Annotated in this window: 32 protein-coding genes; 8 read left to right on the forward strand and 24 right to left on the reverse strand. The window is 61.8% G+C overall.

Going from position 1 to position 25,670, the window contains the following annotated elements:
- Window positions 1–31: 31 nt before the first annotated feature.
- The 22 genes from ACP2YP_RS20640 to ACP2YP_RS20745 all read right to left on the reverse strand — a co-directional run bounded on the left by ACP2YP_RS20640 (window position 32) and on the right by ACP2YP_RS20745 (window position 17,978).
- Window positions 32–1,513, reverse strand: a complete 1,482-nt coding sequence (locus ACP2YP_RS20640; RefSeq protein ID WP_426418204.1) for a hypothetical protein — start codon at window positions 1,511–1,513, stop codon at window positions 32–34.
- Window positions 1,513–2,154 carry a hypothetical protein gene (locus ACP2YP_RS20645; protein ID WP_426418205.1) on the reverse strand — a complete coding sequence of 214 codons (642 nt, stop codon included), beginning with the start codon at window positions 2,152–2,154 and terminating at the stop codon, window positions 1,513–1,515. The genes ACP2YP_RS20640 and ACP2YP_RS20645 overlap by 1 nt, the downstream gene beginning before the upstream one ends.
- Window positions 2,155–2,251: 97 nt before the next feature.
- Window positions 2,252–2,653: a hypothetical protein gene (locus ACP2YP_RS20650; RefSeq protein WP_426418206.1), complete on the reverse strand. Its 402-nt coding sequence runs from the start codon at window positions 2,651–2,653 to the stop codon at window positions 2,252–2,254.
- Between the two features lie 78 nt (window positions 2,654–2,731).
- Window positions 2,732–3,802: a N4-gp56 family major capsid protein gene (locus tag ACP2YP_RS20655; protein WP_426418207.1), complete on the reverse strand. Its 1,071-nt coding sequence runs from the start codon at window positions 3,800–3,802 to the stop codon at window positions 2,732–2,734.
- 178 nt (window positions 3,803–3,980) lie between these two features.
- On the reverse strand, window positions 3,981–4,913 hold the full coding sequence (locus ACP2YP_RS20660) for a hypothetical protein (RefSeq protein WP_426418208.1): 933 nt from the start codon (window positions 4,911–4,913) through the stop codon (window positions 3,981–3,983).
- A 74-nt stretch (window positions 4,914–4,987) separates the two neighbouring features.
- Window positions 4,988–5,482: a hypothetical protein gene (locus ACP2YP_RS20665; protein ID WP_426418209.1), complete on the reverse strand. Its 495-nt coding sequence runs from the start codon at window positions 5,480–5,482 to the stop codon at window positions 4,988–4,990.
- Between the two features lie 157 nt (window positions 5,483–5,639).
- Window positions 5,640–6,404 carry a hypothetical protein gene (locus tag ACP2YP_RS20670; RefSeq protein WP_426418210.1) on the reverse strand — a complete coding sequence of 255 codons (765 nt, stop codon included), beginning with the start codon at window positions 6,402–6,404 and terminating at the stop codon, window positions 5,640–5,642.
- Window positions 6,404–6,823, reverse strand: a complete 420-nt coding sequence (locus tag ACP2YP_RS20675) for a hypothetical protein (protein ID WP_426418211.1) — start codon at window positions 6,821–6,823, stop codon at window positions 6,404–6,406. Before ACP2YP_RS20675 ends, ACP2YP_RS20670 begins: the two co-directional genes overlap by 1 nt.
- Before the next feature lie 2 nt (window positions 6,824–6,825).
- Window positions 6,826–9,030, reverse strand: coding sequence for a phage portal protein (locus ACP2YP_RS20680; protein WP_426418212.1), 2,205 nt, complete (start codon window positions 9,028–9,030; stop codon window positions 6,826–6,828).
- Window positions 9,031–9,057: 27 nt separating this feature from the next.
- Window positions 9,058–10,371: an SGNH/GDSL hydrolase family protein gene (locus ACP2YP_RS20685; protein ID WP_426418213.1), complete on the reverse strand. Its 1,314-nt coding sequence runs from the start codon at window positions 10,369–10,371 to the stop codon at window positions 9,058–9,060.
- Window positions 10,372–10,383: 12 nt separating this feature from the next.
- Window positions 10,384–10,524: a hypothetical protein gene (locus ACP2YP_RS20690; RefSeq protein WP_426418214.1), complete on the reverse strand. Its 141-nt coding sequence runs from the start codon at window positions 10,522–10,524 to the stop codon at window positions 10,384–10,386.
- On the reverse strand, window positions 10,524–10,817 hold the full coding sequence (locus ACP2YP_RS20695) for a hypothetical protein (protein ID WP_426418215.1): 294 nt from the start codon (window positions 10,815–10,817) through the stop codon (window positions 10,524–10,526). Before ACP2YP_RS20695 ends, ACP2YP_RS20690 begins: the two co-directional genes overlap by 1 nt.
- A gap of 10 nt (window positions 10,818–10,827) precedes the next feature.
- Window positions 10,828–11,025 (reverse strand): hypothetical protein, encoded by a 198-nt coding sequence (locus tag ACP2YP_RS20700; RefSeq protein WP_426418216.1) that lies wholly within the window; start codon window positions 11,023–11,025, stop codon window positions 10,828–10,830.
- Window positions 11,022–11,237: a hypothetical protein gene (locus ACP2YP_RS20705; protein WP_426418217.1), complete on the reverse strand. Its 216-nt coding sequence runs from the start codon at window positions 11,235–11,237 to the stop codon at window positions 11,022–11,024. The genes ACP2YP_RS20700 and ACP2YP_RS20705 overlap by 4 nt, the downstream gene beginning before the upstream one ends.
- Window positions 11,238–11,442: 205 nt before the next feature.
- Window positions 11,443–12,717, reverse strand: a complete 1,275-nt coding sequence (locus ACP2YP_RS20710; protein ID WP_426426212.1) for a phage terminase large subunit — start codon at window positions 12,715–12,717, stop codon at window positions 11,443–11,445.
- A 59-nt stretch (window positions 12,718–12,776) separates the two neighbouring features.
- Entirely contained in the window at window positions 12,777–13,259 is a 483-nt protein-coding gene (locus tag ACP2YP_RS20715) for a terminase small subunit protein (protein ID WP_426418218.1), read from the reverse strand.
- An 11-nt stretch (window positions 13,260–13,270) separates the two neighbouring features.
- The gene (locus tag ACP2YP_RS20720; RefSeq protein ID WP_426418219.1) at window positions 13,271–13,729 is read right to left on the reverse strand and encodes a hypothetical protein; all 459 of its coding nucleotides are present in this window, start codon (window positions 13,727–13,729) and stop codon (window positions 13,271–13,273) included.
- Between the two features lie 382 nt (window positions 13,730–14,111).
- Window positions 14,112–14,453 carry a hypothetical protein gene (locus ACP2YP_RS20725; protein WP_426418220.1) on the reverse strand — a complete coding sequence of 114 codons (342 nt, stop codon included), beginning with the start codon at window positions 14,451–14,453 and terminating at the stop codon, window positions 14,112–14,114.
- Window positions 14,454–14,690: 237 nt separating this feature from the next.
- Window positions 14,691–15,605, reverse strand: coding sequence for a hypothetical protein (locus tag ACP2YP_RS20730; protein WP_426418221.1), 915 nt, complete (start codon window positions 15,603–15,605; stop codon window positions 14,691–14,693).
- The gene (locus ACP2YP_RS20735) at window positions 15,592–16,140 is read right to left on the reverse strand and encodes a DUF559 domain-containing protein (RefSeq protein ID WP_426418222.1); all 549 of its coding nucleotides are present in this window, start codon (window positions 16,138–16,140) and stop codon (window positions 15,592–15,594) included. The genes ACP2YP_RS20730 and ACP2YP_RS20735 overlap by 14 nt, the downstream gene beginning before the upstream one ends.
- 132 nt (window positions 16,141–16,272) lie before the next feature.
- Window positions 16,273–16,485: a helix-turn-helix transcriptional regulator gene (locus ACP2YP_RS20740; RefSeq protein WP_426418223.1), complete on the reverse strand. Its 213-nt coding sequence runs from the start codon at window positions 16,483–16,485 to the stop codon at window positions 16,273–16,275.
- Between the two features lie 227 nt (window positions 16,486–16,712).
- On the reverse strand, window positions 16,713–17,978 hold the full coding sequence (locus ACP2YP_RS20745; RefSeq protein WP_426418224.1) for a tyrosine-type recombinase/integrase: 1,266 nt from the start codon (window positions 17,976–17,978) through the stop codon (window positions 16,713–16,715).
- Between the two features lie 655 nt (window positions 17,979–18,633).
- Here ACP2YP_RS20745 and ACP2YP_RS20750 point away from each other — a divergent pair.
- Entirely contained in the window at window positions 18,634–18,792 is a 159-nt protein-coding gene (locus ACP2YP_RS20750; protein WP_426418225.1) for a hypothetical protein, read from the forward strand.
- A 98-nt stretch (window positions 18,793–18,890) separates the two neighbouring features.
- On the forward strand, window positions 18,891–19,049 hold the full coding sequence (locus ACP2YP_RS20755; protein ID WP_426418226.1) for a hypothetical protein: 159 nt from the start codon (window positions 18,891–18,893) through the stop codon (window positions 19,047–19,049).
- 282 nt (window positions 19,050–19,331) lie between these two features.
- Here ACP2YP_RS20755 and ACP2YP_RS20760 read toward each other — a convergent pair whose 3' ends face one another.
- On the reverse strand, window positions 19,332–20,027 hold the full coding sequence (locus ACP2YP_RS20760; RefSeq protein ID WP_426418227.1) for a hypothetical protein: 696 nt from the start codon (window positions 20,025–20,027) through the stop codon (window positions 19,332–19,334).
- 269 nt (window positions 20,028–20,296) lie between these two features.
- Between ACP2YP_RS20760 and ACP2YP_RS20765 the strand changes: the two genes are divergently transcribed.
- From ACP2YP_RS20765 to ACP2YP_RS20775, 3 genes are all read left to right on the forward strand, one after another.
- On the forward strand, window positions 20,297–20,467 hold the full coding sequence (locus ACP2YP_RS20765; protein ID WP_426418228.1) for a hypothetical protein: 171 nt from the start codon (window positions 20,297–20,299) through the stop codon (window positions 20,465–20,467).
- 362 nt (window positions 20,468–20,829) lie between these two features.
- Window positions 20,830–21,069, forward strand: coding sequence for a hypothetical protein (locus ACP2YP_RS20770; protein ID WP_426418229.1), 240 nt, complete (start codon window positions 20,830–20,832; stop codon window positions 21,067–21,069).
- A gap of 124 nt (window positions 21,070–21,193) precedes the next feature.
- Window positions 21,194–21,433: a hypothetical protein gene (locus tag ACP2YP_RS20775; RefSeq protein WP_426418230.1), complete on the forward strand. Its 240-nt coding sequence runs from the start codon at window positions 21,194–21,196 to the stop codon at window positions 21,431–21,433.
- A gap of 418 nt (window positions 21,434–21,851) precedes the next feature.
- Here the strand turns inward: ACP2YP_RS20775 and ACP2YP_RS20780 are convergent, their stop codons facing one another.
- Complete coding sequence (locus ACP2YP_RS20780; RefSeq protein ID WP_426418231.1) at window positions 21,852–22,772, reverse strand: LysR substrate-binding domain-containing protein; 921 nt, start codon at window positions 22,770–22,772, stop codon at window positions 21,852–21,854.
- A 107-nt stretch (window positions 22,773–22,879) separates the two neighbouring features.
- Between ACP2YP_RS20780 and ACP2YP_RS20785 the strand changes: the two genes are divergently transcribed.
- Genes ACP2YP_RS20785 through ACP2YP_RS20795 form a run of 3 tightly spaced genes read left to right on the forward strand, consistent with a single transcriptional unit; the run spans window position 22,880 to window position 25,661 of the window.
- The gene (locus ACP2YP_RS20785; RefSeq protein ID WP_426418232.1) at window positions 22,880–23,203 is read left to right on the forward strand and encodes a Dabb family protein; all 324 of its coding nucleotides are present in this window, start codon (window positions 22,880–22,882) and stop codon (window positions 23,201–23,203) included.
- On the forward strand, window positions 23,200–24,279 hold the full coding sequence (locus tag ACP2YP_RS20790; RefSeq protein WP_426418233.1) for a maleylacetate reductase: 1,080 nt from the start codon (window positions 23,200–23,202) through the stop codon (window positions 24,277–24,279). The genes ACP2YP_RS20785 and ACP2YP_RS20790 overlap by 4 nt, the downstream gene beginning before the upstream one ends.
- A gap of 5 nt (window positions 24,280–24,284) precedes the next feature.
- Window positions 24,285–25,661: an amidohydrolase family protein gene (locus ACP2YP_RS20795; protein ID WP_426418234.1), complete on the forward strand. Its 1,377-nt coding sequence runs from the start codon at window positions 24,285–24,287 to the stop codon at window positions 25,659–25,661.
- The last annotated feature ends 9 nt before the right edge of the window (window positions 25,662–25,670 follow it).

Here is a 25,670-nt window from a genome sequence, read left to right on the forward strand (position 1 = left end):
TCTGTTTCGGAGGTCGAGACACCATACCCGCTCATCGGCGCCCCGTGGGTTTGTACGACTGGGGCTCTAGCCCGTTCACGTAGCTCCAGGCCAAGCCGGCCGGAATGCGCGCCTTCAGGCGGCTATAGCGGGTGTCAAGGAGCATGTTGCAGATGCCCGTCGCCGTATTGAGCCCGCTTTCGCCGCCATAGGTGGCCGCCTGTTGCAGGTTCTCGCGGCGCGAGGCCGAGACCATCACCGCAGGCGCATCCGTCACCGGCCGCACGCCGCGCTTTTCGCTCACGCGCCGGCCATCTGTGCCCTGCTCCGCAGTCTCAAGGATCGCTTCCAGGTTCGGCCCGCGAAAAAACGACAGCGCGTTGTTGCCGTCGAAGGCCGCCAGTTCCGGCACAACGGCGCTCTGGAAACTATCAAGCGATTGCGTCATGGCGTCGAGGTTCGGGAACAGCACCGCGAGCCCCTCAAGCGTGATGCCCGGCTGAGCCATGGACAACACAAAGCGGCCCGACATGCGCAGCGGCGTGAACTTATCCAACACGGGATCATAGCAAAGCGCCTTGTCGAAGCGCCCGGCCGCCCCGTTTACCGATTTGTAGAACCACAGAACCCGCGTCGATCGAGGATCGGCCACGCCCATGAACAGCTGCGGATTTGCAGCGTCGAGATCGGCGAAGAACGTCCGGTCAACGCGCTCGCGCCCGATCGGCACCGGTACACCGCCAGGATCGATCCGATGAAAGCCCTTGAGCGAATAGAAATAGATCGAGGAGCCGGCTCGGATCAGGCTTCCTGCACCGTAGATGCCGAGGCCTTCGGCGATCTTTTCAATCTGGAACGTGCGCGGATCGCCCGGCAGAAAGATCATGCGCCGGACGATGGTGTCTTGCAGGATGACGCCGTACCTGTCCCCGCCGGCAACGCCGCGGCAAATGCCGCCATCGGCGAAATTCTGCTGATCGGCGAAGTTGACGCCACTCGTCCAGGACTGCGACGAATTGACGTCATTCAGGCCCGACCATTGGACGCCATTCGGGCTTGAAAGAAGCCCGACCAGCACAATGAATTTGCCGACGACGGCGGCATAGCGCGCCTGCGGCGGGTTGCCGAGACCGTCCGCAAACGCGGTCGAGCTCGAAACATCGAATACCTGCGGGACAACGTTGGCCTGTCCCGCAAACACCAAATTGTTGAATTGCAGGAACCACCAATTATCCGTGGTCGGGATCGCCGCATAAGGGCCGCCGGCCTTTGACACCTTGGTCCATGTATAGGCGGTGTTGTCGAGCTTATAGAGGTCGGTTGAGGTCGCGGCGAACACCACAACACTGCCGTCCGTCTTGTAGGAGGTGAAGGCGCCGCAGCAGTCTGCGCCGAGAGACGCCGAGATCGCCGACAGAGACGGGAACGGCCCGTAACCGTCGCCTCGGGGCACAACGTTCAGGACGTCGCGTTCCGTTGCGGCCTCATAATCCGAGACGTCAGGGCGGTACTCTCCGAACGGGATCACCGGCATTAGAAGGGATGTCCCTGCGTTCGCGCGATCGGCGAGAGCCGGCGGGAGGTTTCCGCGTCGAGCTTGGCCTTATGCGCGGGGATTTGCGCCTGCATCCGCGTCGCGCCAACGTCATCCTCCAGCACGTTGGCGTAGAGGAGCATCTTCGCGTGCGCGCGGATGAGCTGCTCCGCCTCGTTCAGCCAGGCGTTGCTATCGGTCGGAACCGAGATCGCCGGCAACCGGTAATGCATGTGCGGCCGGATGGTGTAGACCGCGATCGGCGTGGGCCAGAGCAGGATTTGACCATCAATATAGGTGAAATCGGTGGGACGCCCCGGGCCGGTGGTTGAGCCGGAAATCAGCCACTCCGCCTCCTCCGCGTTCTGCCACGTCAGGAAATAGCCCTGCGTGCCGTCCTTCAAAAACAGGCTATCGAACTGGATGACGTCCGGAATTTGCGCGAGGTCCGTCCCGTCATAGGCCTGACGGTTCGCTATAGTCTGAAAGGTCTTTGAGCGGGTGAAGTTGAACCAGAACCGATCATGAGCGTAATGGTCGATCGCGTCGGTGATTGCGCTTTGGGCCTGACTTGCGAGATCGCCGCGCGTCAGGTCCGACGCGATCTGATCCAGCATCGTTTGCAGGGTTTTCGAGCCCATCAGTCACCGCCGCCGGTTGAGGAATAGAAACCGGGGGCGCCGGCTGTTCGGCAAGAACAACCGCCGCCCCCGCGAAGTGCAGCCAGAGATCCAAGGATTACTGGCCGATGTTCAGATCGTTGTCGGCGACGAACTCGATCACGACATAGGCAGCGCCAGCCGTCGCCGCGGCGCCGGTCTGCGCGTAGATTGCCTGGATCTGCTTGGGCGCGGCGAGCGGATCGGACGAGACGGGCGCCAGCACCTGGACATCGGCCGCAGCCGTGACCGACTGAGCGTTGACCAGCTCCGTACCCGTGCCGCCGACGAAGCCGAGGCTGATGGTGTTGGTGGTGGCGGCATTGAAGGCCGTCGTGGTGATGATGTTGGAGCGCAGCATGATCGCGCCCGCCGGGAGCCACTGCTTCGCGTTGCCGGTGGCAATACCGGCATCGTTGTAGTTGACCTTGAACCGAAGATAGCCAACCTGCTGCGTCGAATTCTTCCGACCGAGAGACATAAAGAGCCCTTTCCGAGAGCGTTAAACGATGGTGGAGACGGAGACGGCGGCGCCCGTTAGAGCGCCGCCATCAGGGCCTTAGCCGTGCGCAACCGCGTAGGTGGTCACGGGGATGGTCGCGAAATCCTGGTTGTTGTAGACGGACTTCTTGATGCCCCAGACGGTCTGAGCGGAGACGCCGAGCTCGCGTTCGTAATCGAACAGCTCCTCAACCCACTTGAAGTGGGAGCCCTTCGCGTACTCCTTGCCGAAACCGACCGCGGCCGCCTGCGCACCGCAGAACACGGCGCGACGGGTGTTGGCCTGGGCCGCCTGGGCATTGGAAATGCCGTTCGGCAGGCGCGACCATTCGTGCAGGATGACGTCGTGATACTCGCCAAGGCTGTCATTGTAGACAGGGCTGTCAGCACCGGCACCGCCGGCCAGCGCGGCCTTCTGGATGTCCAGCCACTGGCCCGCGCCTGCGTCGGTGCGCAGATCGGTCACCTGGAAGTCGTGGAGGAACATCACCCACTTTTTCTTGCCCTTGACCTTGATGGGTCGCATCACCGGCGAAATCGTCTTGGCCTTCTCGACGCAGTAATCGATGTACTTGAGCTTCATCGTGGCGGTGTTGTCGCCGTTCACGGTCGCGTCATCGGCCGCGCCATTGGCGCGAATGATGAGGGTCGAAGCCGAAATGGCGTTGTTGCCCGTGTACCGGGGATCGGTCACGAGGATGTTGCCGGCAAGCTGGTTCGCCATGCAGAAGTCGAAACGGTTAGCGAACCAGTCCGACAGGCCATCCTTGCCCTCCGTGCGGAGGTTGAACGGAACGCGCTGGGCGTCAATCGTACCCTTGTTGCGGACACGGACCGCGTGCGAGAGCTCGTTGATGGTAAGCTTGTCGTTGTAGGTGGTCAGGCTTTCTTCGTTGCCCTGCAGGGTCTGACCTTCGGTCGAACCGTCGCCGGTGAGCTGGACGCGCAGGCCGATGGTGACGTTATCACCCGCGTTCTGGTCGAGCTCGGTCCGCATCTGGATCATGTTGCCAGCGCCCTCGCCCATGAACTTACCGAAGTAAGTTTCCTTGAGCGCTTCGGCGTTGAGCTTCTTGGCCCAAAGCTTGTTGGAAAGTGCGTCATTGACGCCGTAGGTAGTCACAGACATTTGTCAGCCCCGAAAAGGTGGAATTCGTGATGGGTTTGACCGCGTGACGCCGCGTGTCTGGCGCATCACCGAATTCGGAGCCTTCGGAGCGGGCTTGGCGCTTTACGACCGCCGGTCGAGCGCACGGATTGAGGTTCGTGCGAAACCTTGTGCCCTTGGGGTTGGGCGAGAGAGCGGCTTAGCCGCCCATAATCCGGCGAGCCTTGGCCGGGTTTTTGTCGCACCAAGCCTCGAACTCATCCATCGGCATACCCATAAGACGCTCTGCCGTCATGTCCTGGTCGCCGGAATTTCCACCGGTATTTGACAAGGATTTGTTGGCGGCTTGGCCGCGCTCGATGGCTTCGAGCTTCTCGGCTCCCGTGGGCGCTTCCTGCCCTTTCGGCGGAGTTTCTGCCGGTTTCGAGTAGCCGCGTTGCTTTGCCAGCGCATAGAGCATTTCCGCAGGGCTCTTGCCTTTCGACATCGCCATTTGAGCGATGGCGATCTCATCGGCTTGCAGGGCGCGGCCCAATTCTTCGCCCTCGTAGCCGATCGCCTGCAACTCCGCCGCTCGAGAGGAGAGCAGATGATTGTAGGCCGCCATGTAGTCCGGCGTGGTCGCGGTGAACTTCTGAGCGTCAGCCTTGTAGTTGTTGACGAACGTGGTGTGCTCAGTCGCGGCCTTCTTCTCGGCTTCCGTCGCCTCGAGCTTCTGCTTGATCGCGTTGACGGCGCCGAAAATGTCATCTTCCGGGGTCGGATCGCCCGCCTGCTGTTCGGTCTGCTGCTGACCGCCGTTCAACTTCTCGATGACCGAGAACCGGCCCCGGAATTCCGCAATCTGCTGCTGCGCATCGCGCAACTGCTTGTCGAGCTCCTTCCGGCGCGTACGCTCTTCGTGAAGCGCCGTCAGCGGAACGGTCTTGCTCGCGGCATCGGCGCCCTTGCCGTCACCAGCGCCAGGAGCATCGGTGCCGGCATCCGGCGCGGCGCCGCCCGCGGGCGCAGTATCGCCACCGCCGGCATCGGCGCCGGAGCTATCCGCAGGGATACCGCTTTCCCCGCCGGTTTCGAAAAACTTTGCCTCGTCCGAAGAGAGCGAGGGCCCAACAGTCGTTTCCGTGGTCATTCAGTCGTCTTTCTGCCGATACGGCCGGCAACCGATTGCGCGGATCGCCGCGCGCGAGCCCGGGAAATCCGGGATTACGAAGCGAGGAGAAGGATTGCCTCCTCCTCCCGCCGTTTCTTTGCCACCTTGGCCGCAGCCGCAGCCGCTTCCATGCGTTGTTTCTGGATTGCCTCCACATCGATAGCCGGCGCGATCGGCGCGGCATGAGGCCTCGCTATGGGCCGGAACGTCGGCATAGTTCGTCGATCGACCGGAGGCGGAATGGTGCGTGTGATCGCGGCGAGCTGCTTGGCCCGCTCCATTTCCATCAGCAGATGACCGATACCGCCTTGCTGGAATTCGTAGTCGAAGCCGGTTCGCGACAGTTGAGCGTCGTTGCCGGTGACGGTGAATGTTGCCGGGCCTTCGGCCTCAAGAATGATCTCGTTGACCGGATTGCCGTTGAGCGTGAACGAGGCAGCCACCGCGTTGACGGTCGGTGCGAACGCCACGGCGCTCCCGGCCCAAGCGAAAGCGCCAGGCCCGGCCGCCTCCGAAACCGTAAACGAGGAAGCCGAACCCGCGAGCACAAGCGATCCGGCAGATACCGCCTCCGTGATCTGGAACGAGACCGGGAACGCCGTGAGCGTGAAGGCGCCGGCCGCCGTCGAGAGATAGGCAGTTGTTGCGCCCCCACTAATCTGCCCGAGAGCGAGCCGGCCGAGCGCGTCAAAGCCAAGCACGGGCTTAGAACTCCATCGCGTTGCAAGACACGTTGGTCAGAGAGGACGTGCCGCCGGTAGTGGAGAGGGACAGGTCGAACCAATAGGCCACACCTGGGGTAAGACCTGTGATGATGGCCGTGAGCGAGGCCGGCAGGATGGTGGCAGCCGTTTGCATTTGCCCGTTTATTGTCGAGCCGACTTGCGTTCCCGCGACCGCCGCACCATTTGCCGGCGGCGTGCCGGTGCCATAGCGCAATGAGACATTGTTGCCGGAAGATGCGCTCGAATTGTTGATATCCGCTTGGAAATCAACCTTCACGCGCCCGCTATAGCCGGGCGTCAGCGTGCAACCCGACGCCCCCAACCCCATCATCACGCCGGAGGTGGAAGTTGTGCCCGCAGGCCCCAGCGAACCGGTTTGAAGCGTGGCGCTGGAGAGTTTCAGCGGGCCGCAATCTTCCGCAAGGAGCACGATCGCGACTTGAGGAACAGCGGCGAAGTTGATCTTTGAGCCAGCACCACTCTGCCCAGCCCCCGAGCCGGTCCCGGCCGAGTTATAGAGCACGGTGGCGCGCGTGAGCACGCCGGTCCCGGAGTTATAGACGCCCGTTCCGACTTCCCATTGCGACAGATCCGCGCTCTCCGCGCGATATCGGAAGGTCGCGCCGTTGAGCGCGCCCGCCAGAGCCGGCGATTGATACCCGACCACACTGGACGAGAACGTCCAATCAGTAGTCCCGCCCGCGGTCGGGTTGAACCGGCAAACGTCGATGAATGAAGTACCCATCAGGTGATCGTAAACACGCCGTTGGTGACGTCGAAATTGACCAGGAAGCTATTGCCGTTCGTCAGCGTCAGCGACGTCCCGTAATCATACCACCCAACGAGATTTCCGGCCGCCGGTGTCTTGTTGTAGAGCACCGCATAGCGAAACGGACCGATCGAACCGCCCGCAGCCGTGATTTGCGCCGGGTTGAGCACAAATTTCTCAACGCCGCCGGCCTGGCTGTTCGCATTCGTGGTCGCGTTGAAGCCACCGGCTACATAGCCGTTGCCAGCCGCGATCTCGGTGATATCCGCCTTGACCGCGTTGGCCGCGACCGGGAGCGTATTCGACAGCATGATGGCGAATTGGTCGGTATCGAAATTGTGAACCTTCGCCGATATATCGTGCACGAAGGCTGAAAACTTGTTGAAAGCGGCCATTTTTACCCCTGCTGCATCGGCGCAATGCCGGTGATGTTGCCTTGCGCGTCTCGGATGAGCTGTTTCGGCGTGTTGATCGCCGATGCCAGCGTGTTCATGTCCCGTCGCATTTCGGTCAGGAACGCCATGATGAGCGCGGCTTGGCCGCCGTCATGCTGGACCGCGATCGGCGCGCCGTCCGGCCCGGCAACCTGCTGCGGGGGCGCCGTGAGCGCGTCAAGCGTCGCCTTATGGCGAGCATGCTCCATTTCAGCGTCGCGCTTGGCGGCCGCCTCCTGCCTGATGCCATCGACCTTCGCGGCCGTGAGCGCCTGATGCCCTTGAAGGTCCGCCTGCTGCTTCGCTTGGGTGAACTGCAACTCGGCGTCGCGCTTCGCCTTCTCCGGATCGCCCTGCTGCTGCGATTGCTGGATGCTGTCCGAAATGTCCTTCTGAGCGGACGTCGGCAGCGGCGAATACTTGAGCAGCGCGAGCCAGGTTGCCGGCGGCAGCATCTTGCCGATGACGGGCAGGATTTGCGTCAGCATCTGCCAGGTCATTTCCTTCTGGTTGGCCGAGGTCGGAGCCGGATCCACGATGACGTCATAGCCCTGCACGTCATCCTTGAACGCCTCGGCCTTGATCAGCCGCACATACTGAGCGTTCTCCGGCCCCTCGATCTTGATAAGGCGCCCATCCGAAAGGAAATTCTCGATCAGGTATAGGAGCGCGAGGCCCTGTTCCTTCCGATACCTGCGCAGACCGTCAAAGAACGGCTGCATCAGCGTCATGACGGCCTGCTTGCGTTGGAGATCCAGCGCAGCCGCCTGATCAGCACCGGTCTGCATCCCGACCGCTTCAAGATTGATGCCCGTGACGCGCCCAAACACCCCGAAGGCGAACTGCATCATTTCAAACGAGCCTTGCGGGAATTGCGCGGCCGTCTTGGGGATCATCTTGGGGTTGGCGCCGAGGGATCCAGGCTTGAGGAACGTCACCTGATCCTGCTTCGCCCAGCTTTCCGCGCCTTCCGCGTCGTTCTCGAAGAACTGGCCGCGCTCCGCGGCAACGCCGCCCTTCGCGGTGCTGTTCATGATATGCATCGTCTGCATCAGCCACTTGTTGGCCCAACGAGACGGGTCTTTCATCGCCCGAACGATGCCGAAGAACGTATTCCGGTTGCGATCGCGCTTGCCGGTCATGCACTTCATGGAGAACTGCCCCTTGATCGGGCTGTCACCGATCTCGAGCAACACGTTGCCCATGTAGGCCTGCCGGTAGACCTTCCGGGTTTGCTTGACGGATTTGGGCATCTTCGCGCCGGCAATCTTCATCCGCTTGCCGAGCTCGCGGAATTCCTCCTCCTGGAGCGTGATGATGTTCTGCCCGGTAGGGTCGGCTGGATCGAGCACAAGCCAGACGGGAACGCGCTCGATCCACTGAGCGCGGATCATCGTCACGCCGTCGTCGCTATCCTCGCCGTGCTCGCCCTTGTTGTAGAACTTGCCGTCATTATGGTGCGGATTGTCGCCCTCGGTCTCGCCGCGATCGTCAACCCACGTCGCGTTGTAGTCCGCATCCTCAAACGGCTGATCGGGATCGCCCGGGCAGAGGGCGCGGGCCTCGTCGAGCGGCACATTGCGGCGGATATGGAAGCGGCGCCGAGTATCGCGCAGATTGCGCTTCTTCGCCGAGCTGTCCCACACCATTTCGAGCGGGTCCATCCGCTCGACTTTCGGGTCACCGTCCTGGTTCTCCTCATAGTCTAGGATGGTGTCAGTCCAGCCCATGCCGCAAACGATCTCGTCGCGGAAGGCGTCGCTTTCTTCGTCCTCCGCCTCGGATTGATCGCGGAACCACTTCGCCGCCGATGTTAGGAGCTCGTTCTTCTGAACATCACCCTGCTTGCGGGGAATGAACTGGATCTCCTGCCGATTGCCGATCTCCTGTCCAGAGACGCTATCGACGTAGGTTCCGACCTGATTGAAAATGACAATCGGGCGGTTCATGTCGCGCAGAAGCTGCTTGTCGTCGTCGGTCAGCTGCTCGCCGGCCTCGAACGCGAAATCCTCGCGCGCCTCACGACGCCAGCGGGTTTGCGCTTCGCTGTCATAATCGAGCTTGAACCAGCCCTTGAGCTTGCGGAAGATCGCATCCGCATCCTGTACGGTTTTGCGGGCCGCTGAGGCCGAACCGTCGCTGTCCTGGTCGTTGTCGATGTCTGACATGCTTGCTTCCTGCCCCCGATCTGTCCGTTACGCCGTCGCCCGTTCAGCCCAAGGCTTGCGAAATTTGACGGTGCACGAACCCGCGCCACGCATCACGATATCCGCGCGCAGGCGGATCGCCGTAAGGCCGGTTTGGTTCGCTGGGAGCTTGAGGGCCGGCGGCTCGGCGATGTAGTTTGAATAGCCGCCTGCATCATTGCCCGCGATGGCGTTCGCGTTCACCGATCCGTCAGTGGTCGAGGGAGTGCCCTGCGTGTTGAACGGCTGCAAATAGACCTGAACGCCGTTGAGGCCGGTCGCGCCAGCCGCCACGTCATATTCTATGCCGGCGCGGATGATATCGCCCGCAACCACGTTCGTGATCGTTAGAGCCTGGAACAGGATCACCGTGCCGGCGCCCGTCGCGGTCACCGCTACCGATACGTCATTGCCCCAGGTGTTGCCGTTCGCATCGGCTGAACCGGCGACGATGGAAAACGCAGCCGTGGCAAGACTGTTTTGCGAGGCCGTCCAACCCGCGGGAACGTTACCGCTGTTTCCGGTCCCGCCCGCGGCTCCAGACGTCCCGGAGAAGCCAGGGCTGATCATCATGTTGTAGGCAGAGTTTGCCGCCGACGAAACGGACTGATTGAGCGAGGTCTGACGATGGCCCGGCATCGGGTTGAGGTACGGCGCGATGATGGGCGCGAGACCAGCGCCGATCACCTGCGCGCCGACGATGTTATCGTGGGTGCCATCACCAGAATTCTTGAGCGCAATCGCGCCGTTTCCGGAGGTGGTCACCGCAAAAGGCGACTGATCGAGCGTCACCACCATCGGCGGTCCGCGGAAATCATCCCCATAGTTGAGATAATCCACCATCAGGCGGTTGAAGTCCGCCAGGATGCCGATCTGCTGCGCCGTGTAGTTGTTGGCGCCGCGCTCCCACACATAGAACACGCGCATGCCGGCATCGTTCGCGGCCTTGATGATTGTCTTGAGGTTCGCAAGCGACGTGGCAGCAGATGTTCCCGCAGTCGGATAGAGCTGCGCAATATCGTTGATCGGGCCATCGAGAAGGACAGAGCCAGCGCCAGAGGCGACCATGGCAGCGAGATTGGTCAAGAACTGATCGGTACGATTGCCGGAGACGCCATAGTTGAACGTGTTGATGATGGGCTTTCCCTGAGCTCGAAGCGCCGAGTTCGCCCAATTCATCCAGCCCGTGTTCGAGAGGTTAAATTGCGTGGTTCCGTCGTTGTACTGCGCGATGACGCGCGACGTCCCTAGGAACGTCCAGACATTCGGGTTGCGATATGGCCGCAGGATCTTGGCCTGAGAGAGTACGCGAGTATTTGCCATTGAAAAGCCGCCCTATGCCAGATCGATGAGGTAAAAGCCGTCGCTGTCGGTCAGGTACGCGCCGTCGCTATCGACGAGGAACACGTACCCGGCGGGAGGCTTGAGCCCTCCCGCCACGGCCGCGACGAACAGAAGTTTCTTCGCTCGCCTCATCAGGAGCTCGCGAGGACGATGGCCGAGATATCGGCATAGACGCCCGTGGCCGTGGTGACAGCCAACTGATAGCTGCCACCCGGGATCGGGAAGGCCGCGAAGCCGTCCGCGGTGAAGGCCTGGACGTCTACCCAGGTCACGCCGTCAGCCGCTTGGCGCTGGAGCTTGACCGAGCCGCCACCCCAGACGCCAGCGTGAACGGTCATGCCGTATTCGCCGGCCAACAGGCCCCAAGGCCCATCGGTCGCGGAAATGTTCAGGAAAACCTTCTTGTCAGTGTTCGCAGCAGGCATTTAGACCCCCTCAGTGAAACTTGCGGCCGTAATGGCGCCGCTCCATTGCTTCGAGCTCCGCGAGCTCGAGAGCCGCGGCGTTGACGGCATCGATCGCGGAGCAAAAGGTGTCGAAATCCACCGCCTGAAAGCTCATGCGGGTTTCGCCGATCCTGTTGGAGAACGGGACGAACCAGCCCGGGAAGATGCCCCAATGGGAAATGGTCACTGCGCATCCCCCGATAGGGTTTCGACGGTCACAACGCCGTCCTTGTGTTCGATAAGACGGTAAGCCGAGCCGATCTCACCGAGCCCGAGCAGCGCGAAAACCTCAAACGAGTAGCGCACGCCGCAAATGTGGATAATGGCGTTGACCCGATCGACCTTGACCGGGAATTTCTTCCACGGGACTGAACCGCCGGCCTCGATAACGTGCGGCATCAAGGGCGAACTCCCTTGAGCAGATAGAGCTTGCCGGTGCGACCGACGTTCGATCGCGGCCGCGTACCGCGATAGCGGCCTCTGGAGCGCTTCCGGAAACTGACGAGCTCCTCCTGGCACCGGCGATAAGGCGTCATGCTCGCAACGATCGTCGCGAGCGAGAGGCCTGCAGAGAGAAACCTATGACCGTACATTCCCATCCCCTTCACCATCCAGACGGCAGGCCGCCGCCGCTAGAACCCCGACCCGAATAGGCCTTCCGCTCCGGACGCTTGCCCGGAGGTTCATCGTAGACCACGCACATCAGCCCGTAGGCGTCCGCATCGTGCGAGCTCCAGTCGTGGTTCGGGCCCATACCAACGTCGCGCTCCTCTGAGCGCTTCTCGTGATACCAGCCGAGGCTATCGCGGCCGTCCTCGGTGGTGGCCTCGTTGAAGAACACCCGGTTAAAGACGCGGCGCGCGGTTTGGATGCGCGACATGGCCGCGCCGGTGCCTTGGTTCGGGATTACCAGGACGTCCCACTCACCGTTGGCACCCGCGTCACGCATCGCGCTTTCGTAGGAGGTGGCGTGGACCTTATCGCCCTGGGCGCCGTCGTGAGGCAGATAGACCGTTGCGCCCTTGTTGAACTTCTTTTCGCGCATCCATTCCGCGTAATAGGATAGAGGCTGGCTCTGCGCGGTCATGTGGTCGAGCACGTTGATTTTCTGCCCAATGAACTGAGCGGCCCAAATCGAGCCGGCGTCGGCGCGCATGCCGGTGCCGCCGATGTCGAAGAACAGCTTTATCGGCGCCAGCGGATCGCGCGGCACGAAGCAGATGCGGCCCTCTTCCTTCGCGGCCGTGAGGTACTTGGCGTAATAAGCGCCGGCCACCACCGATCGGAAGCCACCTCCCCACACCCAATCGTATTGATCCGGACGGTTGGCCTTGTCGTCGAGGCGCGTCTTGTTGAGGATTTTGGGAAAGAACGGGTTGTCCCGCCAATTGAGCTCAACGATTTTCGCGCCTTCCGGCGGCGTGGCGCGAAAGCGAAGATGCGTCGCGCTCTTTTTCCGATCGGGGTTCCAGGTAACCCAAATCTCCGAACCCTCCTCGCGGACGGTCGGGATGGTGATGACCCAAGCGCCTTCGGAGACGGCCTCAGCCTCATCCACCCACAGCAGGCGGATGCGCGCTTTCGACTTGATGCTGTCGAGATTGTGCCGCAGGCCGACGAAAACGAAGCTGATGCGCCGGCATTTCGTCCGGATGTAGGTATCGCCGACGTCATAGCGAGCCGCGAGCCAAGGTTCAGAGGCAATAGCTGCCTTCACCTCGGCGAACGAGCTATCCGCCAGGCTGTTCATGAACTCGCGACCGCAGACAATCACGCCATCCATGCCGGCTTGCGCGAAGTCGACGCCCTTGACGGCCGCCATTTTGGCGAACGAGCGGGTTTTCGCCGAGCCGCGACCACCAAAGGCGCCACGAAACATCGCCTCTCCCGTAAATACGGGGACGAGCTTCGGCGGCAGCAGGATCGGCGGGACGGTGCTCAACTATTCCCCTCGCCTTCGGAAAACGCCGGGTGATCGGGAGGGAAAGGAGCCGCGACCAGCTCAAGACGGCCAACCGTCTCGATCGGCTTGTCACCCCCATTGAGCGTCTGTTCGATCTTGTCGCCGTACTTCTTCGGCGCCATGCGAGCCATGATCCATTTCCGGGTATCGACCTTGAGCCGAGACCGAGCGACGAATTCCGTGTTCTGCCGAACCGCGCCCGTCTCCGGATCCTCGATCGCATCGCCCGAGCTATCGTCAGAGATCTGGAGGATTTCTTCCTCCATGCACGTCGCTCGAGCATCCATCGCGCGCGCGTATTGGTCCGAGAACTCCGGATGCTTGCCGATCCAGAGGAACACGGTGGACAGCGCAGGCATGTCCGGGTCGCGACAAATCGACCGAAGGCTTTCACCCTCAGCCATCCGAGCGCAGATCAGAGTTGCCGTGTCTTGGGAGTAGTCGGAGGGACGAGCCATGGCCTTAGGGATCAATCGCCCAACAGCTCATTGGAATACTGCCCAATCAGCGAAAGGAACTCGTCCCCTTCCGCATGAACCTTATCGGCGAGCTTGCCGAGCGCCTGGACGCCCTGGAGCTGCTTGGCGAAGCCCTCGCGCATCTTGTCCATGTGCGCGCCCGTGAGATCGGCGAGCGTCTTGCGATGCTCCTCCATCATTTCGCGCAAGGACTGACCGGCTGCGCTAGCGCCAGTGACGGACATGGAAGAACCTCCAGAGGGTTGAGCAGGAACGGGAGCCGGCGCAGGCCGATCCGGGATCAGATCGACGGGCGGCAGCTTGATTGCGTTGCGGATGGCCGTTTCAATCTCCGCATCAGCAGCAGCGGCATCGACCACGGTGGAGTGAGCGCCCCAGCGCAGCTTGATCCATCCAGCCTCAAGACCCATCGCAAGGGTCTCGATGCCCGGGATGTCGGCGAGCCGCAATTTGAGATCAGCAACAGACAAGCGCGCCCCCGCGAATTTGGCTGCCGTCTCTCCGGCTGTCACCGCTTTCCCGGCCTGCAAGGCTTGCGGTTAACCCATCTGCGGCCCCGGGATGGAGCATGGCGCTAGTCTCTCTCGCGCTTCCGATGTCAGAAATAGAATGAGACTGACAAAGCTCGTTGAACGTCTCTCCGTTCTTGTCACGCCGTTCTTAGGTCACTGCCCTGCAAGTGGCGGGTTTGCGTGGACCACCGCTTGACGTTTCGCGGTTTCGATTTCGAAAGCCGGCGGCTTCACTCCCCCGACTAAGCCGCCGGCCAACCTACTAGGCGGATCAATTCGCGGTCCCCACTCAGGGCTTTCCCGCAATCCCCGCCGTTCGCTAGGAACTCTTGTCGGCTTCGTGCTTCTTGGCCTGACCAACCTGGTACGGCATCCAGTGATACGCGCCGTCCTCATCGGGGGCGCCGACCTTGCGCGAGCACGCCCAATGAGTATCGGGACCGTCGAGCATGACCTTGAGATTGCAGTAGGCGTCAGGCGCATTGCCTTCCTTGTCGCCATGCACGCGAACGATCATCGCCGGGTAGACATCCCCCGCCGCGACGGAATTTCCGCCGTCATTGTGGTTCAGCCGATGTCGAGCGATCTCAGAAACGTCCGTCGCGTTCAGGCGATACCAGACGATGCGGCCGATGGTGGGGATTATGGTGGCGTTGGTCACTTGACCTCCGAAAAAGATTGGGAAGGGAATTGAGGCCGGAAAAGAAACGAGGGCCGGCCTGTGGCGTGATCACAAACCGGCCCTCGCGCGCCCCAACCCCAAGGAAACAATTCAATCGAACGATGAAGGAGAAGCATCGCCGACCGAACGCGATTATTCATCTGCGATTTGCGCGATGACCTCAACGCGCGCGTGAGGGTGAAGCAGGGGAAACGAGGGATAAGCCGCGCGCAAAGTCTACGCGGCCTCGCGCGGCGGCATCTTACGCCCGTCCGGCAGCAATCCATATTTCGCCAAGAGCTCATCGGGCGCCTTGCAGCCAGCCAGGCCCGGCGCAGGCCCAGCGTAGCGGGACCAGTAGCCGCCCTTGGCGAACATCTTCACGGCATCCTCGATCGGGAATTGCGCGGCCTCGCCGCCGAGCTGCGCAAGGGCCGCTACCGCCGCGTGATCCGTCCAACGCTGTTGATTGAGCCAGGTTTGCGCTTGTGGGATGTACGGCGTCCCGATCTTCCCGGCGTTGTCGATTGCGTATTTTCTGATGGCATCGATCAGCATTTGCGGGTGCAGGCCGGTTTTCACTAGGGCGTTGAACTTGGCTTCCGCGGGCTTGCGCGGATTGTCACCGTCACGCTTGGGGTATGCCTTCCAAAATTCATCGAACCTTGACAGTTCACTCTCACCCGTTCGGTCGGAGACCGGACGAGAGTTTTCCTTTCCCTTCCTTTCCCTTCCCTTCCCTTCCCCTTGTGCGCGCTCAAGGGGCGTGCTCGTCGCGTGCTCCACGCGAGGCTCACACGTCAAAGCATTGTTTTCATTGGGCTCAGGAAGAGTAGAGGCACTTTCACGGTTGTTGATGATCTGATGATCGTGCCAGCTCGGAATGTATCCGTACTCGCGCCCATCGACCTCGTACTTGACGAGAAACCCACGCGACAGCAACGCGACGAGCACGCGAGAGAAATCGATCTCATCGTGCGGAAGGCAATCGAGTTTCAATTCCCTCGGCTTCCACTTGAACCGACCCTCGCGATCGGCCGCGGTCCAAAGGCCGGCGAACGCCAAACGGAGGGGAAGCCCGCTTTCCTTCTCAGCCTCAAAAAGCCCCTCGTGCCTGAAGAATTCGGGCTTTATCGTCCTAATTCGCGCCATTGTCCCAGCCTCCGAGCCAAGCCGCATGCTTTAGAGCTTCGCGAATACACCCCATGGGGTCGCGATAGATCTCCGAGCCGGTGAACCTCAGAATGCGATAGCCGGCGCCTACGGCAGCGCGATCACGTGCCCGATCCCGAGCGGCCTGCTCCTTTGTCCGTTCATGAAAATCATGCCAATCGCACTCAATGATAAGCTTGCGATCGGTCTCGGATGGAGCCGAGAGGACAAAATCCGCACGCCAATCGAGCAGGCGCTTTTGCATAACGAGGAGAAGCGACCCTCGTTCGCGAGCCTGCTCCTCCATCATCCGCTCGGACCCGTCATCGCCGTCGCCGCGGGCCACGTCAATAGCATCGAAGCATACGAGATCGCCACTGCGGACGTGCTCGCAAAGACCGATGTAAAAGATCGCCTCTATCGGACTGTCTGTAAAACCGGCACGAGTGACCGACGCGAACATGGCATGACACCTGTTTGCCGCAGCGTCAGCCAATTGATCCGCCAAAAGATCAATTCCACCTTTCTTGCTCATTCTCTTCTCCCTTAACGACGCTCACGACGGCGCCGCCTTCCCCATCAAAGGCGATTTCAACGCATGCGAGCCGGCCGCCTCAAAGACTTCGGGCGTCATGAATTCGCAGAGATTTCGCGCGCCCTTCATTGGCTACGCGACCTCTCGAACATCAGAGGTGGAGCGCCGCTTCAGAGAAGCTAGCCAGGCGTCGAGATCATCCGGGTCATATCGAACCTCGCCGCCTCTCTTGATGAAGACGGGTCCGTCTCCAGTGCATCGGAGCTTTTCCAGCCGACTTTTCGTGAACCCGGTATATTCGGCAGCCCCCTTTGTATCGACGGGGGGCCGGTGCTGCTGCGACATGCAAACCTCTTCTGTTGGACACGCCGGAAGGTTGAAATCTCCGGAGCGCACTTGGAAACAAATGGAGGCTTGTAGAAGTCAGCGATTTGACTGCGACCCGCAACGGCGGAGCGAGACGCAAGGAGTGGAAAGAGTGGGAAAGCCGCGCGCTTGGGCGGCGAGGCAAAGCTGGTGAGCGTCGGGCCGCGCGCGCTTCCGGAGGGCCGGCCGGCCGAAGGCTTCCGAAATCAACCCGCTCGAATTGACACAACGTTATCAGATGGCGGATTGAGGATCATGCTGAGCATCGCGGCGAGCGCCTCGAATGCCTGGCGCTTCTCCTCGAGATATTCGTACCTGTCGTAAGTCTCGCGCACCCCGCCGATGACGTGCCCCATGCACCGTTCAGCATGGTCGGCGTCTACCTTGGCGCGGCTCATGAGACTGCGACCAGTGCGGCGGAGATCGTGCAATTGCCATTGCTTCATGGGCGCCCTGCCCTCCGCCTTCCGGATCTTGGCGATGATCCGATCCAACTCCTTCTTGGCCTTGCTGAAGCCGCTAAATGGCTTCGCGCCGTCGAGCTGACCGCCACTAGTCGTGGTCGAAAAGACGTACCAGGAGTTCTTTTTGCAGCCGGCAGGCTTCTCGCCGATCAACTCGCGCATGGCCGGAGTGATCGGGATGACGTGATCCAGCTTGTTCTTGTACCGTGCGCCGGGGATGGTCCACAGGTCCCCCTCTAGCTCATCGGTGTGCATCTTGGAGGACTCGTTGCGGCGGGTCATGGCGAGCAGCAGAGATTTTACGTAGCGGGGATAGCAGGCCGGCTGCTCGATTTGGTCCAAGGCCGCCCAAACATCCCTGATTTCGTCATCTGCCAGAATGCGTTTGCGGGCGCGCTCCTTCGGTTTGGTCTTTGCCATACCGCGGACGATCGGCGATTTGAATTCGTCATCCTGGACCATCTGCCAATTGAAGGCCTTGCGGACGTGGGCCAGCACCCGATCGGCCATCACCGGCCCGCTTTCAGCCTTGATCTCGTTCAGCATGGCGGTGATGTCGCTGCGCTTCAGATCGTAGATTGATTTGTCGCCGATCCGGGGCCGAACATGGTTGGTGAAGGCAGCCTTCACCTGATCGCCGCTTCGAAGGCCATCAACATGGTCCTGCTCGAAGGCGTCGAGCACAGTATCTACAGTGTGAGCGGCGGCCCTCTTCTCCCGCTTTGCGTCGGCGCGCGCCCCCTGGAGATCCCCTTGGGGATCTTTCTTGTCCGCAACTTCGCCGGCCGCTTTTTTTGCGAACTCACGGGCCTGGTCTGCCGTGATGTTCCCGTGCAGGCCTAGGCCGAGCCAGCGCTGCTTGCCTGTTGTTTTGTCACGATAGCGATATCCATACGTCACTGCGCCGCTGTTGAGCCGACGCGCGACGAAACCTTTGACCTCCTTGTCAGCCAGCAATTCGCCCTTGGCCAGCTGATCAACCTTGGTCTTGGTAATCTTCACTTGCATAACGGTACCGTGTGCACACGAAATCATCACGGGGTCTTTATGCACACACCATGCACACGGAGCAACGTCAGGGCAAGGAAATTCACGGAAAGGTGCGGCAATTCACAGAAATACTGTTGTTGTAGAGTTTTCGCGCTGTTATGCTGAAAATTCAACAATAACTGAGGCTTACGAAGTGGCTGCATCCATAACTTTTAATCACGGGGTCCTGGGTTCGAGCCCCAGCGCGCTCACCAACAGAATCAAAGACTTAAGCGAAGAAGCGAGCCAGCCAAGTATTGGCGCTTGCAGGTCGATTATCGCGCGAGAAGCAGGCTGGTTTGGTTGTGTTGTTCGGGCAGCTTGGTAGTCAAACACCATCGCCGCCACTGAATGTGCGGCTGTTGCCTGTGGTCCAGGTTGTCACGCCAACAAAACGGGGCATCAGCGATTTTCCCAACCAAGGAAATCTTGCGCGCGCGTGCAGGATTTGCGGCCACGCAGGCCAAACTGCTCCGATAATTGCGTCCCCATCTAGCTCAAGCCGCGCTCGGATCTTGGTGCAGTCCAGGGCCGTCACCGTAATTGCATCGCGCTCGCCGCAGGCATAGGAACGTTTCCATGCGCGGGGACTCTTACAGTCGCAATCGATCCTGTGTTGCTCGTGGATCGAACGATGGAAAAAGCCGTTGCCTATGCCATCTCAGCGCTCCTTGTGGGCTTCGGTGCCTGGATACTCGTCGATGGCCTTTCCTCTAGCTCGCCCGCCCTTTGGACCCTCGTTGCGCTGGTCCCGATCACGATTGGAATCGTGAGCGCTTTTGGCCCGATGTGACTTGATGGGGACAATCGGGGATGGGTCAGCGCGTCTGCATTTTCCGAATCGAGGTTCTGTGGTCGTTCCGCTGATGCGTCGCGTTCGGGGGTGTAGGCGTGAGCCAGTTTCTATCGATGCTGCTGCTAGTTGCTGCCGTCTTTCTGACCGTCTGCTTCGGAGTGGCGGCTTGGCGCGTCTCTGATGAGAAGGATCTCGACGTCACCGGCCAAATCGCGCGTCAGTCCTATGGATGGAAGGCGCCTCCGACCCGGTAACCTCGGCACTCGCCCTCCGCCGCCGCCCGGCAACCATCCGCGCCTTTGTGCCGCTCTAGCATCGCCAGTTCGACGTGTTCCGCGAGCACGGTCAGATGATTGGCCAGCCGATCAAACAGCTCGCGCTTGGCTTTGTCGGGTTTCGGGGACAGTGCACTAAACTAGGTATGGATATTGATGGCCTTCCCTAGTTCCAAATAAAGGGGCAAAAGACCCAGCCGCGTGAACCATCGAGCAATGGTTAGCGCGAACATAATCCCAAGCGCTTTGCCTGCCGTCCCTTCAGCTGTCCGGGGCTGCAACCGTCGCCGGCACACTCAGCGGAGCGCCTCCCACCGAAATAGGCCCGATAGACTTCGACTGCCGAACCATCCGCTTTCGCATCATCAGCCGATCACGCGCGCGTCCTCTTGGAATGGATGAGGTAATTTCCGACGTCATGGTACTTTGCAGCGCATCGATCTTCGCGATCAGCGTCGAAAGCTGCGGCGATATTTTCTTCACGTCGCCCCGCTCGTCCGTGATGCTCTGTCGGAGAGAAAGAAGCGTCGTTGAATCCTGCTGCCGCAGCGTCACATTCTGCTGCAACGAGGAGTTGATCTCCTGCAGCGAGGCGGCTTGCTGCTGCTGGGCCGACTGAATGTCCTTCAAGGCAGCGACAATCGGATCCGGTTTTGGCGCGGTGTCTTCCTGGCGCGGAAGCAGCGCAGCCAGGCTGCTGATGTTCGGCGACGGGAGATCAAACGGCGGAAGATCAAACGGCAATGTATAGATGGCCGCCGCGCCATTGATCGCCAAAGCACACACCGACAGTGCCAGCACCGATTTCCGGCTGGAGCGCTTGCCCGGTGCCGGGGCTTCCGGGGCTTCGTGCTCGGCTTCGTGCTCAGCTTGGGGTTCGAATGCTGCGGCTGCGAGTGCTGCAGCGTCGAGGTGCTCGGCAAAGCCCAGCGTTTCGGATGTCGTGCTCATACGCATTGACCTCATGAGCCAGCAAAAGGAAGCCGTCGCCGGAACGTCCTCGCGACGCCTCCTTTACGCAGCACCCACTTACAACTGTCTAAAATTGTAGGCTTTTTGGATTAATTCCACGTTAGCGACGCGGCCATCAGGCATGTCCAGCCACCCCGGCCGACTACTGGGCTATGCGATGGAGTTTGCGGTGCCTGTTCCACTCGCCCTGTCCAAAAAAGCCAGGAGACAACCGGCTCGAAAGGTGTAGGATTCGACCAAACGGGAGGAGCGGCATGTTTGAAATCACCGGTTTCGACACGGCAGGCGTCGTCAATCTCAAGCGCGAGTCACTCGCCGCCGCCCTCAAGAAGGCCAGGGAGCTGATCGAGGACGGGTGCCGCGACGTTCAGATCGTCGATCCCAATGGCCGGACCTACACCTCGTTTGAGCAGCAGGCCGCTTAGCCACCCCCCCGCCTTCGGCGCTCTTCGGAAAGCACCCGGGCTTCTGAAAGGACCTGGCGTGCGATCGCGCTACTGGCTTGCCATGCTGATCTGCTCAACGATCGGCGGCTTCGTCCCTGCGTTATGGGGTGGCGAGATGTTGTCCTATTCGGGAGTCCTGTTCAGTTGCGTCGGCGGAGCCGTCGGATTGTGGATCGCCGACCGAACCAGATAAGCGGCAACGGTGACCCGCATTGATTTCGCTAGTCGCGGCTTCGCAGCCGCGAGATGGATCCGCGAAAGCAACGCCGTTGCGTTGCCAATCAATCCGTTTGGGTGCACGCTCGCTTCAGGCGCGCAAGACGCCGCACAGGGAGTGCCCCATGAAGGAACATGGCCTGGATAGTCGCCATCGGGACAAGGATGGCGCGATCGGCAAAAAGCACGGCAATACGCTGGTTGGGACATTGCGCAAGATCTACGGCAAGGGTTTTGCGGCCGGCTATCCGGATGCGACCCAGCTCAGTGAGGTCCTGCATCAGTTGAACGAGACGTCGCTGAGCCAGTTGCGGCGCGATCACGACACCGGCCATTTGGGGCACAAGATCGACCACGCAAAGTGACGGGATGTCGCTGACGCGCCGATAGCCCCCAGCGACCTGGGTCGGATCGCTGCACTATCGGCCGCACTCGCCATTGAGGCTTCCGAAATCGCGCGCTAGGATGGGCCTTTTTACGGAGGCTCATTTGAAACAAGTCATTATCGTCGCAGCCCTCGCGCTGCTTGCCGCGGCGCCTGCCCGGCCCCAGGCTCTGGTCGATCCCAGCAAGGTTGCTCCCGAATACCGCGAAGCGGCCGAGAAGCGCCGCGCCGAGCAGATCCGTCAGCGCGAGTGCGCCCTGAAGGCGGACCTGGAGAAGGTGCTGCCGCGAGATCGGACCGTCTATCTCAACCGCTGCCTGGACACGATGGCGGCGAAGCAATAGCGCGCCCGGTTGCGCCTCAAGACGTGCAAGAAGTCGCAACCGGCTTTCAGGCTTTCTTCAGACATTCGGCTCACCGTGGCCGCCGATTTCCAATCATCATTGTTGTCGGCGCATGAGCTTCATCCAGGTCCAGTGCACGCGCTGCAAGACGATGTTCCGCGATCGCGCGGGACGGCTGGAGGACGGCTATTCCCGACAGTGCCCAGGTTGCGAAGTCGTGTTGTTCTTCGCCGAGGACTCGCAGCACCCCTTCATCAAGCGCGCCATGCGAGACGCACGGAAGGCCCGGAAAGAACAGCTCGAGGCTGAAGCAGCAAGGCGCGCTGCCCCGCCGGAACCGCGGGCGGCGCCGCGGTCGCGGTCGTCCATCGGTCGGACGCGGGTGCACGAGCGATCGGAGTAGCGACCCGGCCGACCGTTACGTCGCCTCGATCCAGATCCCGGCATCGGAATGCGTGCGGATGTGGTCGACCAGAAAGTCTGAAAACACCCTGATCTTCGCCGGCAGCCGGACGCGGTTCTGGTAGGCCACGTTCATCGTCAGCAACGGCAATTCCCAATCCGTCAGGACCGGCACGAGCTTGCCGGCCGCGATGTCGCTCTGCACGATGTAAAGCGGCTGGATCAGGATGCCGAGTCCCGCGCGCGCGGCGCCGCAGATGATCTGGCCATCATTGCTGTCGAGCGTCGGCGCGATGCGAATGGTCTGCGTCGTGCTGCCCTTGCTCAGGCGCAGCGAATAGGGATCATTGGCGAGGTTGTAGACCAGCATGTTGTGGCGCGCGAGATCGGCGGGATGCTCGGGGACACCGTGCGTCGCGAGATAGGACGGCGCAGCCGCCAGCACGCGGCGCATCTGCCCGATGCGGCGGATGATGATGTTGGAATCCGGCTCCTGCTCCCTGGTGCGGATCGCGACGTCGATGCCAGCCTCGATGAAGTCAGGATAGCGATTGGCGGCGATGATCTGGACGTCGAGCTTCGGATAGAGCTTGCGAAACGCCGGCAGCATCGGCGCCATGTAGATCATCGCAAAGGACAGCGAGCTTGTGACGCGCAGCATGCCCTTGGGCGACAGCGCGCGATCGCTGACGGCGTCCTCGGCCTCCGCAAGCTCGTTCAGCAGAGTGCTGCAGCGCTGCAGCAGCTCCTGCCCGGCTTCTGTCAGCCATTGCCGGCGCGTGTTGCGCTCGATCAGTCGGACCGCGAGCCGCTCCTCCAGCGCGCTGAGATGCCGGCTCGCCGCGGCGTTCGACATCCGCAGGATCTCGGCGGCCTTGGAGAGGCTGCCGAGCTCGGCCGTCCTGGAAAACACCTCGAGCTGGAGAAGACGGTCCATTCTTCCTCATATTGGAAAAGAGACTTACGATTTTTGGCCTTTATTTCCGCTTTCTGCAAGGCAAAATGGTGCCAACAAGCAAGATCGCAGGTGAGGAATTTCGGGAAATGTCGGGTCCGATCAAACACATCGTGATGTGGCGGCTGCGCGGGGAGACGGCCGCAGAGCGCTCGGCCGCCCGGACCAAGGTCAAAACCCTGTTCGAGGGCCTCAAGGGCCGGATCGACGGCCTCACCCATATCGAGGTTGGCGCTGACATCAGCGATGTCGATTATGCCTGCGACGTTGTCCTCGTCTCCGAGTTTACCGACAGCGTGGCCCTGAAGGCCTATGCCACCCATCCGGAACATCTGCGGGTGCGCGAGGAGCTCGGCGACTTGCGGATCGGGCGCTTCCAGGTCGATTATCCCATCAAAGAGACCGGCGCATGATCGGTTCGTTCACCTTTGAAAATCTGCCCTCCCGCGTCGTGTTCGGCAGTGGAACGTTGGCTGCGGCCAAGGCCGAGATCGAGCGTCTCGGCGGCAAGCGCGCGCTGGTGCTGACGACGCCGCAGCAGGAGGCACAAGGTGCCGCGCTCGGCGCTGCACTCGGCCCGCTCTATGCCGGCATCTTCGCCGACGCCACGATGCACACGCCCGTCGAGGTGACCGAGCGCGCGATCGCGGCGATGAAGGGTTGCGATGCCGACTGCGTGGTCGCGCTCGGCGGCGGTTCGACGACAGGACTAGGCAAGGCGCTCGCCTTGCGCACCGGCGTCAACCAGCTCTGCATTCCCACCACCTACGCCGGCTCGGAGATGACCCCGATCCTGGGCCAGACCGAGAACGGGCTGAAGACCACACTGCGTGATGTGGCCGTGCTACCGGAAACCGTGATCTACGACGTCGACCTGACGCTGACGCTGCCGGTCGGGCTCACTGTCACCTCCGGCATCAACGCCATCGCGCATGCTGTGGAGGCGCTTTATGCGCGGGACTCCAATCCCGTGACCTCGCTGATGGCGGAGGAAGGCATCCGCGCGCTCGCACGTGCCCTCCCCGCGATTGCCGCCAAGCCTGACGATCGTGCCGCCCGCAGCGATGCGCTCTACGGCGCGTGGCTGTGCGGCGTCTGCCTCGGCACCGTCGGCATGGCGCTGCATCACAAGCTCTGCCATACGCTCGGCGGCACGTTTGACCTTCCGCATGCCGAGACGCACACGATCGTGCTGTCGCACGCGCTGGCCTACAACGCGCCGGCCGTGCCCGAGGCGATGACGCGGATCGCGCGCGCGATCGGCGCGGCTGATGCGGCCCAGGGTCTCTACGATCTCGCCAAGCGATTAGGGGCCAAGGTCGCGCTGCGCGACATCGGCATGCCCGAAAGCGGCATCGACAGGGCGGCTGACCTCGCCGTGACCAATGCCTACTGGAATCCGCGTCCGCTCGAGCGCAACGCCATCCGCGAGCTGATCGCGCGCGCCTGGGCCGGCGAACCGCCGGTCGCAACCCAAGCGGCGGCCTGATCGACATGCAACGCACCCTCATCCAGTCAGCCACCATCATCAGCATGGACGATCACATCGGCGATCTCCGCGCCGGGGATGTGCTGGTGGAGAACGGGCGGATTGCCGAGGTGCGTCCCGGCATCGAGCTTGGCAGCGGCGCAGCCGAGACCGAGATCGTCGACGGCCGCGGCCGCATCGTCATCCCCGGCCTCATCAACGCGCATATGCACACCTGGCAGACGGCGCTGCGCGGGTATGCTGCGAACTGGACGCTGCTCGAATATTTCCGCCGCATGCATGCCGGGCTCGCGACCTTGTTTGCTCCCGACGACATCTATATAGCCACCCTCGTCGGCGCGCTGAACCAGATCAATTGCGGCGCCACCACGCTGGTCGACTGGTGCCACAACAATCCGACGCCTGCCCATACCGACGCTGCCGTGCGCGGCCTGATCGAGAGCGGCATCCGCGCCGCCTTCTTCCACGGCTCGCCAAAACCCGAGCCGAAGCCCGGCGAGCCGCACTTCTCGGAGGTGCCGCATCCCCGCCGCGAGATCGAGCGGCTGCTGTCAGGCCCCCTCGCGGACCGCGACGGCCTGGTCACGCTCGGGCTTGCCATTCTCGGCCCGCATTATTCGACGCTCGACGTGTCCATGCATGATTTTCGGCTGGCGCGGGAGCTCGGCCTGATCGCCTCGATGCATCAGGGCGGCGGCCTGGCGAAGACGCCCGGCGGCTGGGAGAAGCTGATCGAGGTGGGCCTCGTCGGCCCCCACGTCAACATCGTCCATGGCAACGATCTGCCCGATGATCTCCTGCAGAATCTGATCGATCTCGGCGTCACCTTCTCGGTGACGCCGGAGAACGAGCTGATCCAGGGCCATGGCTTTCCGATCACCGGACGGCTGCTCAAGCGCGGCGTCCGCCCGACCATCGGCATCGACCTGGAATCCGTGCTAGCAGGCGATCTCTTTTCCGCGGCCCGCGTCGCGCTGTCGACGCAGCGCGCACTCGACAATGCGGAAATGCGCAAGACTGAGGGCACGATCCCGGCGACGACGACGATCCCCGCGCGCGAGGCACTGCGCTGGATCACCACCGAGGGGGCGCGCATGCTCGGCCGCGAGAGCCAGATCGGCTCGCTGACGCCGGGGAAACTCGCCGATCTCGTGATCATCAATGCCGACGATCTCAACCTCTTCCCGGTCCACGATCCCGTCGCCACCGTGGTGATGCAGACGAGCCTCGCCAATATCGAGGCGGTGATGATCGGAGGCCGCTGGAAGAAACGGAACGGACAATTGCTGGTGGACGGGCTCGACCGGAACAAGGAACAGCTCGCGCAATCCGGCCAGCGGCTGGTGCGGGACATCGAACGACAAGGGCACGCCGCCAGATAGCGGCCAACG

The sequence above is a fragment of the Bradyrhizobium genosp. A genome, assembly GCF_049949275.1.
In the GTDB taxonomy this organism is placed as follows: domain Bacteria; phylum Pseudomonadota; class Alphaproteobacteria; order Rhizobiales; family Xanthobacteraceae; genus Bradyrhizobium.